Here is a 12591-nt window from a genome sequence, read left to right on the forward strand (position 1 = left end):
CCGCCGTTGGCGTGAACCACCGGCAAATCCCCGGTCGCCTGCCGAGGCGGGCGTACGATTGCGGCCTGTCGCGGCACATACAACACCTAATCAGGACCCTACTTTACCAAATCTTGACCATCTCAGGTCTCTTCAAGGTGCCATTGCACATGGAACGCTGCGCAGGCACAACCTTCACCATTCCTCGAAAGGTTGGGACCCACGGCATGCGAACTGCCTCACGACTCGGCCTGCTCCCGATCGGAGCAGCCTGTGCGGCCTTAGCGCTGGCCCTCACCGGCCCGCAGGCGTCCGCCGCGAGCATCGGAGCCGCGCAGAACCATAACCGGCCGCACGCGATCAGCACCGCTCCTTCTACGGGACACATTCGTGCTTCGGCCATCGGCGGCCCTCCCGGCAGCGACGACGGCGGTGTCGACGACCCGAACCAGGCCGACAACGAGTACTTCGCCGCCCGCAGCGCGCCCGGCGTGGTGGCGCCCGGCGCGTACGGCGCGGCCTGGCAGCAGATGCAATCCATGTCCCACTACGGGCCGACGTGGAAGCCGGTCACCACGACGCCCTACAACTCGGACGACCCGCGCTACCGCGACTACGACTCGAACTCCTCCGGGGGCGCGGGCAACGTCACCGGCCGGATCACCGGTCTGGCGGCGGACAACTCCGGCCACGTCTACGCCGGCGCGGCGAACGGCGGCGTGTGGCGTTCGTCCACCGGCGGCGGCAACTGGACCCCGATCTCGAACGCGCTGCCGGCGGAGTCGACCGGGGACCTGGAGCTGGACGCGGCCGGGCGCCTCTGGTACGCCACCGGCGAGGCGAACACGGCTTCTGACACGTTCACCGGCTCCGGCGTGTACGTGCTCTCGCACCCCGCGAACGGCACGTTCTCCACGCGCGACCGGGTGGGCGGCTCGGAGCTGGAGTCGACCAGCATCCGCAAGATCCGCTTCATCGGCGACACGGTCTACGCGGCCACGACGCGCGGTCTTTACTCGCACTCGCTGAACGACCTGCGCGGGGCGTGGAAGCTGGAGTTCGCCCCGAACCCCAGCTACCTGCCCGGCCAGTCGCAGGCCACTGACCCGGCCGCGCCGTACAAGAACATCGTCAACGACATCACCGCCGACCCGAAGGACCCGACCAAGCTGATCGCGGCCATCGGGTGGCGCAGCGGTGACACCTACAACGGCTTCTACACCAAGTCCGGTGGCACCTGGACGCGGATCACCACTTCGCTCGGCGACCTGCCGACGACGCCGGCCAACGTCGGCGCGGTGACCTTCGCGCGGTCCGCGGACGGCTCGAAGTTCTACGCCATCAACCAGGACCCGACGAAGATCACCAGCGCGCAGTCCACGCTCGGTGGTGTCTACGTCTCCAACGGCACGCCGTTCGGGCCGTGGACCCTGCTGGCGGACTCGCCGAAGCTGGAGGCCGACGGCTCGGCCGAGACCGGCGCCACCTACAACCCCGGCGTGCAGGCATGGTACAACCAGTTCCTGCAGGTCGACCCCAACGACCCGAACCACGTCTACATGGGTCTGGAAGAGGTCTACGAGTCCCACGACGCCGGCGCCACGTGGAACACGGTCGGCCCGTACTGGAACTTCACCTACCCCTGCTGGTCGATCGACCCGACCAAGCAGACCGGTACGTGCAGCCCCACCACCCACTCCGACCAGCACGCCGTGGCGATCGGCAGCATGGGCGGCAAGAGCTACGTGGTCGTCGGCAACGACGGCGGCGCGTACAAGCGGCCGGTGAACGGCGTGCTGGATGCCGGTGGTCACGCCGCCGACTGGCAGTCGCTCAACGACGGCACCATCGACACGCTGCAGTACTACTCGGTGGGCGTCGGCGCCGACCCGTCCGGCAAGGGCGTCGCGGTCTCCGGCGGTCTGCAGGACAACGGCCAGTCGATCCTGCGCAACGGCGACTCGGTGATGGGCTCCAACTTCGGCGGCGACGGCGGCGACACCCTCGTCGACCCGAAGAACGGCTGCAACATCGCTGAGGAGTACACCAACGAGTCGATCTGGGTCACCAACGACTGCGGGCAGAACGTCTCCACCGACCCCTCGACCGCGACCGAGTACAACGTGCCGCCGAACGACGGTGTCAACGGCACCGCGCGCTTCACCGCGCCGTTCACCGCGGACACCAAGAACTCGAACACCTGGGTCGCCGGCGGCCAGCACATCGCCGTGCAGACCAAGGGTTACGCGATCCGCTCCACCTCGGACTGGACCGACGTCTACGACCTGGGCGCGGGCAACGACGCGTCCGCCGTTGCGGACTCCGGCGGCAAGATCTACGCGGCGTGGTGCGGCGGCGGCTGCAACAGCGTCGGCTTCAGCCGCGGCATCGCGGTCGGCAACGCCGACGGCACCGGCTGGCACCAGCTGAACCTGCCGGCCGACGGCAGCGTCCTGCCGAACCGCTACCTGTCCTCGATCGCCATCGACCCCAGCGACAGCAACCACGTGTACGTCGCGGTCAGCGGCTTCTCCCGGAAGTGGACCGAAGGCCCGGGCGCGGCCGTCGGCCACATCTTCGAGAGCCACGACGGCGGCACCACCTGGAAGGACATCTCGGCGAACCTGCCGGACGTCCCGGCCGACTCGATCCAGATCATGCCGCACGGCGGCATCGCGCTGGCCACCGACCTCGGCGTGTTCTACCAGGCCCCGCACTCCACCTGCTGGAGCGTCCTGGGCAACGGCCTGCCGACCAACGCCACGCTCCAGCTGGAGCTGGGCCCGGACGGGTACCTGTACGCGGCCACGCACGGACGCGGTATCTGGAAGATGCGGGTGTCGTAAGACTGAGGTCCCGTTTCTGCCGCTTATGAAATGAGGAGTGCGGTGTCCCCCGGCCTCGGGGGACACCGCACTCCTTTTAGGATGAGGGTAAAGCTCCCCGTCAGGGGACCCGTACCAGGAAACACACCGGTGAACGAAGACCCCATCTCACAGGCCGCGAAGGACCAACTGCTCGGGCGCAGCCGGGAGCGGGAAGAACTGGACCGCCTGCTGCGCGAGGTGCGGCAGGGACGCAGTCGGGTGCTGGTGCTCCGGGGCGAGGCGGGCATCGGCAAGTCGGCGCTGCTCGACTATCTGGCCGCGCAGGCTACGCAGGCCGGGCAAATGCAGGTCGTCCGGGCGGCAGGTGTCGAGGCTGAGTCCGATTTCGCTTACTCCGCCCTGCAAAGTCTTTGTGCCCCGCTGTTGTCGCACGTCGACCGGCTGCCGCCGGTGCAGCAGGAGGCGCTGCGCGTCGCGTTCGGCCTGAGTGCGGGCAATCCGCCGGAGATGCTGCTGGTCGGGCTGGCCGTGCTCGGCCTGTTCTCCGAGGCGGCGGCCGAGTCCCCTTTGCTCTGCCTGGTCGACGACGCCCAGTGGCTCGACCTGATGTCGCAACGGATTCTCACCTTCGTCGGGCGCCGGTTGGAGGCCGAATCGGTGGCGTTGGTCTTCGCCGAGCGGATCCTCGACGTCGACGACGGGACCGGGGTCACCGGACTGCCGGAGCTTCCGGTGCGGGGGCTGGCCGATGCCGAGGCTCGGGCCCTGCTCGACTCGGTGCTGTCCGCGCCGGTCGACGATCGGGTGCGGGACCGGATCATCGCCGAGACCGGCGGGAATCCGCTGGCCTTGCTGGAGCTGCCCCGCGGCCTGTCGTCGGCGGAGCTGGCGTTCGGGTTCGGCGGGCTGGGTGTGGCGTCGCTGTCCACCAGGGTCGAGGCCGGGTTCCGCCGTCGTATCGACGCGCTGGGCGCAGACACCCGCATGCTGCTACTGGCCGCCGCTGTGGAGCCGGTCGGCGACGGTCCGCTGTTGTGGCGGGCCGTCAAGCTGCTCGGCATCGAGCCGGACGCCGCCGCGCCGGCCGAGGCCGCCGGCCTGCTCAAAATGGGTGCGTCGGTGCGGTTCCGGCACCCGTTGGTGCGTTCGGCCGTGTGGCGCGACGCCGACGCCGGCACGCTGCGTGCGGTGCACAGCGCGCTCGCCGCGGCCACCGACGCCGAGCGCGACCCGGACCGGCGGGCCTGGCACCGGGCGCATGCCGCGATCGGACCCGACGAGGACGTCGCCGCCGCCCTGGAACGCACCGCCGACCGGGCGCTGGCGCGCGGCGGCCGCGCCGCGGCCGCCTCGTTCTTGGAACGGGCCGCCGCGCTCACCCCGGAAGCGAAGGACCGGTCCCGGCGCGCGCTGGCCGCCGCGTCGGCGCACCTCGCCGCCGGCGCCCCGGCCCGGGTGCCGGACCTGCTCGCGGCCGCCGAGCTGGGACCGGTGGACCGGTGGCAGCAGGCCGAGGCCGCGCGGCTGCGGGCCAAGGCGTCGTACATGATCAACCCCGGGCCCCGTGCGGTGCAGCCGCTGCTGGCCGCGACCGCCCAGCTCCGCGAGCTCGACCCGGCCGCCGCGCGCGAGACCTGCTTGTCGGCGATCGGCGCGGCCATGTGGGCCGGCCGGCTGGATCCGGACAGCATGCGGCAGACCGTCGAGGCCGCGCGTGAGCTGCCGTCCGGCGACGACATGGCCGGAAGCTTCCTGCGCGCGTTCGTCGTTTGGTACAGCGATGGTCCCCAGGCTGCGGCCCCGTTCCTGCGGCAGGTGCTGGACGCGTACGCCGCCGACACCAACGCCGACCCGGGGATGCTGTGGCTGGCGGTGGCCGCCGGTCTGGAGCTGGGCGACCTGCAGGCCTGTCTGAGCATCACCGAGCGCGCGGCCGACCTCGCCAGATCCACCGGCACACTGTCCTTGATCCCGACCGCGCTGACCTACCGGATCATCGCCCTGAACCACGCCGGGCGGTTCGCCGAGACCCGGGGCCTGATCCTTGAGGCGGCGGCCGCCGAGGAGGCCATGGGCCTGACCGGCTCCACGCTCGCCACGGCCATGCTCGGCGTGTACCGGGGCGGGGAGGAACAGGCGCTGGGCCGGGTCGAGGCGCTGGAACGCGCCGCGGTCCAACGCGGCACGGGACGCCTGCTCGCCCTGGCGGGTTTCGCACGTGCGGTGCTCCATAACAGCCTGGGGAACTACCCGCTCGCGTTGGAGGCGGCCCGCAAGGGCTTGGAGTATCGGGACTTCGCCCTGCACAACTGGGCGCGGACCGAACTCGTCGAGGCGGCGGTGCGGGTGGGCGACCGCGCGACGGCCGTCGAGGCGTGCGACGGGCTGGCGGAGTGGGCTCAGGCCGGGACGCCGTGGGCCCTCGGCGTCCACGCGCTCGCCCAGGCCCTCACCGGAGCGCCCGCGATCGCCGACGAGACGGACGGGGCCGACGGGGCCGACGGGGCCGACGCGGCTGACAACGCCGACGGGAGCGACGGAGCCGACGACGGTGACCAAGCCGGCGAGGCGGCAGAGACGGAACGCCACTACCGCGAAGCGATCGCCCACTTCGACCGCGGCGAACTCGGTGTCCTCCAGGCCCGGTCCCGGCTGCTGCTCGGCGAATGGCTGCGCCGCCGCAACCGGCGCGGCCAAGCCCGGACCGAGCTGAGGGCCGCGCACGAAGCGGCGACGACGATGGGCATGGACGTGTTCGCCGAGCGTGCCCGCCGGGAACTGCTCGCCACCGGCGAGACGGTCCGCAAGCGCAGCACGGTCGGCGCGCCGGTGCTCACCCCGCAGGAGACCCAGATCGCCCGGCTGGTCACCGCCGGACGTTCGAACGCTGAGATCGGTGCGCAGTTGTTCCTGAGCCCGCGCACCGTGGAGTGGCACCTCGGAAAGACGTTCGCCAAGCTGGGGATCTCCTCCCGGAGGGAGCTCGTCGGGGCGTTGCCCGGCGCCGACCGTTGAGATGGGACCGGGCAAAGCGGCACCCGCGAGTCAGGAGCCCGCGCCGCCGAGCATCAGTTCCGCGGCTCGTTCCGCGATCGCGTAGACCGTGGCGTTGGTGTTGTTCGACGGGATGGCGGGGATGACGGAGCCGTCGGCGACGCGGAGGCCGTCCAGTCCGTGGACCCGTAGTTCGGAGTCGACGACGGACATCGCGTCCTCACCGAGCATGCAGGTGCCGACGGGGTGGCAGTAGGAGCCGAAGGAGCTCCGGACGAATGCCCGCAGCGAGCGTTCGTCGACCACCAGCGGCCCGGGACTCGCCTCCTCGACGCCCCATGCGTCCAGCGCCGCCGAGTCGGCGATCTGCCGCGCCGCCGCGATGCCGGCCAGCACCACCTGGACGTCCGCCGGATCGGTGAAGTAGCCGGGGTCGAGCACCGGCGGCGCGTACGGGTCGGCGGAGGCGATGGACAGGGTGCCGCGACTGGCCGGACGCATCGGCGAGACGCCGATCGTGAAGCCGTTCTCCACGGCGGCGACCGGGTTGGGGACCGGGATGTCGATGAAGATGATCTGCAGGTCCGGCGCATCGCCGGCGGGCGTGCTGCGCAGCAGGCCGATGATCTCGCCGTGGTTGTTGTGCGCCGCGGGCACTGTGCGCATCGTGCGGTAGACGAGGTTCGCGCGCGGGTGATCGTGCAGGTTCTGCCCCACTCCGGGCAGGGCGTGGAAGACGTCCACCTGGGCCTGGCGCAGGACCTGTTCGGGCCCGATGCCGGACAACAGCAGCAACTGCGCGGATCCGATGGCCCCCGCGGCCAGCACCACTTCCCGGGCGGCCGCGGCGTAGCGACGGCTGCCCGCGTGGTCGTACTCCACGCCGGTGCAGCGGCGTCCTTCGAAGACCAGCCTGCGCGCCATCGCGTCGGTGACGACGTCCAGATTGGGGCGCGCGAGGATCGGCGCGAGGTAGGCGTCGGCGGCGCTCTGCCTGCGCCCGTCGACGATGTTGAGGTCCACCGGGGCGAAGCCTTCTTCCAGGCCTCCGCTGATGTCGCCGGCCCGGCGGTATCCGGTCTCGACCGCGCCGGCGAGGCAGGCGAGCAGGACGTCGTTGGGCTCGGCGGCGGGGCCGACGGTGAGCGGACCGTCGGCCCCGCGGCCCGGCGCGCCGGACGCCGCGGTCTCGCTGCGCTGGAAATACGGCAGCAGGTCGTCGAAGGTCCAGCCCTTGGCGCCGTGGTCACCCCAGCTGTCGTAGCTGGAGCGGTGCCCGCGGGCGAACACCATCGCGTTGATGGCCGAGGAACCACCGAGTCCCTTGCCGCGCGGAAGCGCTATCGGCGTGCCGGATGCCTGCTGGACGGTGGTCTTGTCGCCCCAGGCGGCTTCCGAGGCGACCAGCGACGGCCAGGCCGGCGGATTCCCGACCGCGGCCGGCAGGCTCGCGGAGCCGGCCTCCAGGAGCAGGACGCGGGTGTCAGGGTCTTGGGACAGGCGTGCCGCGAGCACGCAGCCGGCGGATCCGCCGCCGATGATGAGGTAGTCGTAGCCGGATATCCGCGAGAGGGGGCTGCTCATGCGTGGGTCACTGCTTTCGGTGGCGGTTCGAAGGGCTCTATCGAGCATCTCCGCACCGAACCCCTTGGCGGATCCGTCGTATGACGGTCACATTAGGGGCGCGCGCGTATTCAGTCATGTGACGGCCAGGGCGGCATTGGCGGGGCTTCAGCGGCCCGAGCCGGCGGCGGTGTGCGTCTGCTCGAGGTGCGCGACCAGGAGGTTGGGGTTGCTCTTGGTGAAGTAGCCCGCGCTGGCGACATAGACGGTGTCGCCCCGGACGGCGGCGGAGCTGGGGTTCGACAGATTGTCGGCCTTGGTGAGGACGGGGGTCGCGGTGCGGGTGGCCGGATCGAAGAGGTCGACCTGGCTCTGGGTGTTGAGGGCGACCAGGATGTCGGCGTCGGGGCGCGGGCTGGTGAAGGCGATGTCGTCGATGCCGGTCAGGCCGCTGCCGAGGGTTTCGATGCAGCCGTGCGAGCCGTCGGCGCGGATCGGGATGCGAAGGAGCGTGCCCCGGTCGGTGTTGGTGACGTAGAGCGCGCCGTCGTGGACCTTGATGCCGTTCACACCGAGTACGCCCGTCGAGGCCAGGCTCGAGTCGTCGGACCAGGTGCTGACGGCATGACTGCGCGGGTCGACCCGGGAAATGGTTCCGAGCAGCGAGTCGGTGACGTAGAGGTAGCGTTCTTGCTCGTCGAAGGCGATCCCGTTGGGGAAGCCGGTGGCCGGCAGCGCGGCGATCTGGGTCTGCACGCCCTGCGGCGTGATGCGCCAGACGCCCTGGCGGGAGTCGCCTGTGCACAGCAGGGCGTACAGGTCGCCCCGGTGGTCGCGGACCAGGCCCATGGCCAGGCTGGTGTGCTTGCCGAAGGCGCACCCGGTGTCGGGCGAGGACGGCAGCGGGATCGTCTGCTTCACGGAGCCGTCCAGGCCGACCCGCACGATCTGGTCCTTGTAGGACAGGCTGAGGTCGGCTGTGCCGTCCGGCTCGAGGGCGATGTTCTCGGGAGTCTGTTCGTCGGTGAACGAGAACTGTGTGATGACGTGGGGGTCGCTGACCGGCCACGTCGCGGCTCCCGCCGCGGTGACGGAGTCGAGGGTGAGGCACAGACCGCAGGCGGCGATGGCCGCGAGTCTTTGGAGCCGCTGACGAGTGGTGGTGAAGCTGCTCATTTTTGCTCTTTCTCAATACTCGAGTTTGCGGGGCGCTGCGCCCGCTGGCATCGCCATGCCTTGGCATGGCGATGCCAGCAGACGATCAGAACGCGGAGATCCCGTTGGGGGTGCCGATTCCGGTGGGTCCGTCGTAGCCGGTGACGGCGTTGCACTGGTAGTCGCCGCCGCAGTCCTGGAACGTGACGTTGTTGCCGCTGACCACGTCGTTCAGTCCGGCCTTGGCGCCGGGGGCGTAGAAGGCGGAGGCGTTGTTGTACTTGGCGGGGTTGCCGGCTAGGGCGATGACGCCGGCGATGAAGGGGGAGGAGGCGCTGGTGCCGCCGACGACGTTCCAGCCGGAGGGTAGGCCTTCCAGGTCGGGGGTGTCGGTGACGTAGATGGCGGGGCCGGTTTGCGGGTCGGCGTCGGCGGCGACGTCGGCGACCATGCGGCCGGGGCAGTTGGCGTCGGTCTGCCACGTGGGCTTGTCGACCCAGGCGGAGCAGCCGGAGCCGGCGCCTTGCCAGGCGGTCTCGGACCAGCCGCGGGTGTTGGTGGCTTTGGTCAGTGAGGTGCCGCCGACGGAGATCACCGAGGAGAACACGGCTGGTTCGGCCGGGATGCCGTAGCCGCTGTCGCCGGAGGAGGCGACGATGGCCACGCCGGGGTGGGTGTAGTAGGCGGTGTCGGCGGGGGTGACGCTGGATTCGGTGGCGCCGTAGCTGTTGGAGACTTCGGTGGCGCCGAGTTTGACGGCGGTGTCGACGGATTTGCCGAGGTCGTCGCCGGTTGCTTGGTCGGCTTCCACCAGCAGGATCTTGCATTGCGGGCAGGCGGCGGAGACCATGTCCAGGTCCAGGGCGATTTCCACGCCCCAGCCCTGGTCGGCCGGCACCGGGGTGGTGGTGCCTTGTTCGTTGACTTTGGTGAAGCAGCCGTTGGCGGTGGTGCAGGCCGACAGTCCGTAGGTGGAGCGGTAGACCGCGAGGTCTGCCTCGGCGGTGGGGTCATCGCCGGCGTCGACGATGGCCACGGTCTGGTTGGCGCCGCCGGTGGACGGCAGGTTGTAGGCCGAATGCAGGTCCGCGGGGCCGAAACCGGCCGGCAGGGTGGCGGCAGCCGCGTTCGCGGCGCCGACCCGGCCGATGTGTGCGGGCTCATGCACATCGGTGCGGGCTTGGGCGAAGCAGCGGTCGAAGCCGGGCTTGGCGGCGGCGCACACGTTCTTCACGTTGGCCGAGGTTTTGCTGTGGACGGCGGTGACGGTGGCGGTGGCGGTGCTGGCGTTGGCTGGCGTCACCGCGGCCGCGATCGTGCCGACGGCCAGCACAGTGGCCCCCAGCACCCCGTACAGCCGGTGGTTTCCTATTCGAGGCATGTTCCTGGTCCCCCTCAGCCGATGGTGTAGGCGTTGGCGATGGTCTGGCTGATCGAGCCGCCGAGCGTGTCGGTGGCGGTGACCTTCAGCCAGGGCGTGGCACCCTTCGCGCCGTTCTTCCACAGCACGGCGAAGTGGCCCTGACCGGCCGGAACCACCGAGGCCGCCGTCCAGGTCGCACCCTTGTCGTAGGACACCGACACCGTCGCGCCCGTGATCGCCGCCTGCGAACCGACGCCGCCGTACGACTGGTGGCCGACGTTCAGCAGCATCGCGGCCACCGGGCCGTGGGTGGTGTTCATGTCGTCACTGGCCAGTTGGTAGTTCAGGTTCAGCACCGGCAGCACCGAGCACGCCGTCGTGCTGCTGCTCTGCACGTAGCAGGTGTCGGCGGCGGGGAGGGCCCACTGCGCGTCCGCCGTCGGGTTGTAGGGCACGGTGACGTCGGTGTGCGTCGCCGTGGACTGGGTGAGCGGGGACCCGGAGAGGTCCTCGTCGTACACCATGCGGTAGGTGCCGGGCTGCTGCGACTGGCCGGTGAGGGTGGTGCCGCCGTAGCCGACGCCCGAGAAGACCTGGGTGCCGTCGCGGTAAACGGTCACGTTGCTGACGTTCTGGTACGAGAAGCCGCCGAAGCTGTCCGGCGAGCTGTCCTGGACTTCGTTCAGCCCGAGCGCCACCGTGTCGCCGTCGGCGCAGGACCGACACCAGGTGGGGGCCTGGTACTGGCCGACCTGCGGGGCCAGCGGGCCGTGACCCCAGGTCCGCGATATCACGGTCGGACCGGCGTAGGCCGGCGCGTCGGTGCCGAAGGCCGTGTACTGGGAGTAGCGGGACGGCGGTTCGTTCGCGGCGGACTGCGAGATGCCCACGCCGTCGAGCGGTGCGTTGTAGTACGTGGTCAGGCGCTCCGGGACCGGGATGACGTAGCCGATGCCGAAGCCGCCGAGCTGCGGTCCGGACATCGCGTTCATGTACAGGCCCTGGTGGCTGGTGTTGCCGGGGTCGGTGTCGATGGTGTTGTGGATCGTGGTCAACTTCGAGGCGTCGACCGGGTAGCTCTGGTTCGCGTCGATGTGGTCGGCGGCCGGGTACATCAGGTCGTAGCGGTAGTGGTCCGCGCTGCCGGCCGGGTTCGAACCGCCCCAGCTGATCAGCTGGAACGCGAATCCGCCGACCTGCGCCGGGGCGGTGGGGGTGACGTAGGTCGGTCCGGCGGAGCCCGCCAACAGGGTGCTGGGCTGTCCTGTGAGGTCGGTGCGGGTGAACAGGATGAGGTCGTTGTCGTTGACCGTGGGCCGGGGCGTCTTCGCCGTCAGCGGCACGGTCGCCAGGCGTTCGTCGGCGGTCACGGTGCTCACGCCGGTGTCGGCGACGGTGATATCAGTGTTCGTCACGATGTGCGCCGACGTGTTGTTCCCCGCCGCGTCGAAGGTTGCGTAGATGGTGGTGGCCGAGTAGTGGCCGGCCGGCACCGCGAGCCGCGCCACGCCGTTGGTCAGCGGGATCGGGGGCAGGGAGACCCGGTGGGCGTCGTCCACGTCGGTCAGGAAGGTCAGACCGCTGGCACCGGCTCCGTCCGAGTCCACGCCGTTGATCTGCAGGATGTGCAGCGGGTAGTACGGAACCGCCGCGGGGGCGCTCGCCACCTCCAGCGCCGGAATCTCGTATTGCGATGCCACGAACTGTGCCGGCGCGGTCGTCACCGAGTCGGGGATGACATAGGCGTGCTGCGCGTCCGGTGCGTAGCGCACGGCCGGAGCGGTCTTGCCGCTCGGATCCAGCACCGTGACGGTCGCGGTGGGGCCGGAGCCGCTGACCATCACGCGGTCGCCGTTCGGCAAGGTGGTGGTCTGTGGCGCTGTGGCCGGGTGAGCAGGGAAGATCCCCGGCCTGGAAACGGGAGGCGGCGCGGTCGCCGCGGCGCTGCCGGCGGCGGTGGCCAGGCCCAGAGCCATGGCCGCCGCCAGGGTCGGGACGCGGCGGATGCGTGCTAGCACAAGTGGTTCCTCCAGATCGTCGGATCGGCTCCGGCGTGTGGATGTGCCCACACGCGGAGCCTTGTGCCTCTTGAGTACCGACGCCCTGGAGGGGGCAAAAAGTTATGCGTGTTCTTATATTCGTACTCTCATGTTTCACGAAGCGAGACGCGACCGCCGCGGCTTCGCTAGACGAAGAGCACCGAACGCAGCTTCAAGCGCTCACTGCCGTGGCCGGTGAACGGCTGGAGGCGGAAGGAGTCGCCCCGGCAGCCGGGGCCGGTGAAGACGATGGCCGCCGCGTCCGTGAAGTTGAGCGGCGAGTCCGCGGGGGCCGAAGTGTCGGGATCCGCGACCTGCGGCAGCGTGACGCACTCCTGGCTGGGCGGGTCCATCAGGAGGCCCTGTTGGGCCGAACCGGCGGCGTCGATGTACCGGTAGCTGAACCCGCCGGTCGCGGTGCCCGCGGCGTTCGCGGCGTTCGCGGCGACGGGGGTCGCCGCGATGAGCATCCCGGCGCCGAACACGGCGGCGACGATCTTGCCAACTCGCATGGTCGTACCTCTTCCCTGGTTCCAGATCAAGATCCACTTGAGTCTGTACCGCGGCTTCCGGCCGCCCGGGCAGCGACACGCCGGGTCACCCGAAAGTGGCGGGCCGGACAGGGTCCGGCGAAGGGGCGGATCGCGCCGGTGGACCAAGCAACGTGAGA

The 12591-nt window shown here is 70.5% G+C and carries 7 protein-coding genes; 2 read left to right on the forward strand and 5 right to left on the reverse strand.

All coding sequences use genetic code 11. The features are described from left to right. Positions 1 to 206 precede the first annotated feature (206 nt). Both ABH926_RS13245 and ABH926_RS13250 read left to right on the forward strand, forming a co-directional pair. Positions 207 to 2825 carry a glycosyl hydrolase gene (locus ABH926_RS13245; RefSeq protein ID WP_370365776.1) on the forward strand — a complete coding sequence of 873 codons (2619 nt, stop codon included), beginning with the start codon at positions 207 to 209 and terminating at the stop codon, positions 2823 to 2825. 129 nt (positions 2826 to 2954) lie between these two features. Continuing rightward, on the forward strand, positions 2955 to 5822 hold the full coding sequence (locus tag ABH926_RS13250; RefSeq protein ID WP_370365777.1) for an AAA family ATPase: 2868 nt from the start codon (positions 2955 to 2957) through the stop codon (positions 5820 to 5822). A 30-nt stretch (positions 5823 to 5852) separates the two neighbouring features. Here ABH926_RS13250 and ABH926_RS13255 read toward each other — a convergent pair whose 3' ends face one another. From ABH926_RS13255 to ABH926_RS13275, 5 genes are all read right to left on the reverse strand, one after another. After that, positions 5853 to 7385, reverse strand: coding sequence for a GMC family oxidoreductase (locus ABH926_RS13255; protein ID WP_370365778.1), 1533 nt, complete (start codon positions 7383 to 7385; stop codon positions 5853 to 5855). Positions 7386 to 7532: 147 nt separating this feature from the next. Beyond that, positions 7533 to 8540, reverse strand: a complete 1008-nt coding sequence (locus tag ABH926_RS13260; RefSeq protein WP_370365779.1) for an SMP-30/gluconolactonase/LRE family protein — start codon at positions 8538 to 8540, stop codon at positions 7533 to 7535. 85 nt (positions 8541 to 8625) lie between these two features. Then, positions 8626 to 9900: a S8 family serine peptidase gene (locus tag ABH926_RS13265; RefSeq protein ID WP_370365780.1), complete on the reverse strand. Its 1275-nt coding sequence runs from the start codon at positions 9898 to 9900 to the stop codon at positions 8626 to 8628. A 14-nt stretch (positions 9901 to 9914) separates the two neighbouring features. Continuing rightward, on the reverse strand, positions 9915 to 11900 hold the full coding sequence (locus tag ABH926_RS13270; RefSeq protein WP_370365782.1) for a hypothetical protein: 1986 nt from the start codon (positions 11898 to 11900) through the stop codon (positions 9915 to 9917). 167 nt (positions 11901 to 12067) lie between these two features. After that, positions 12068 to 12433, reverse strand: coding sequence for a hypothetical protein (locus ABH926_RS13275; RefSeq protein WP_370365783.1), 366 nt, complete (start codon positions 12431 to 12433; stop codon positions 12068 to 12070). Positions 12434 to 12591 lie beyond the last annotated feature (158 nt).

Origin of the sequence: Catenulispora sp. GP43 (assembly GCF_041260665.1) — a bacterium.
In the GTDB taxonomy this organism is placed as follows: Bacteria; Actinomycetota; Actinomycetes; order Streptomycetales; family Catenulisporaceae; genus Catenulispora.

Excerpts from the sequence above, each read along its gene's own strand:
- ABH926_RS13245 (WP_370365776.1), top strand. The coding sequence starts at position 207 with ATGCGAACTGCCTCACGACTCGGCCTGCTCCCGATCGGAGCAGCCTGT.
- ABH926_RS13255 (WP_370365778.1), bottom strand. The coding sequence starts at position 7,385 with ATGAGCAGCCCCCTCTCGCGGATATCCGGCTACGACTACCTCATCATC.
- ABH926_RS13260 (WP_370365779.1), bottom strand. The coding sequence starts at position 8,540 with ATGAGCAGCTTCACCACCACTCGTCAGCGGCTCCAAAGACTCGCGGCC.
- ABH926_RS13265 (WP_370365780.1), bottom strand. The coding sequence starts at position 9,900 with ATGCCTCGAATAGGAAACCACCGGCTGTACGGGGTGCTGGGGGCCACT.
- ABH926_RS13275 (WP_370365783.1), bottom strand. The coding sequence starts at position 12,433 with ATGCGAGTTGGCAAGATCGTCGCCGCCGTGTTCGGCGCCGGGATGCTC.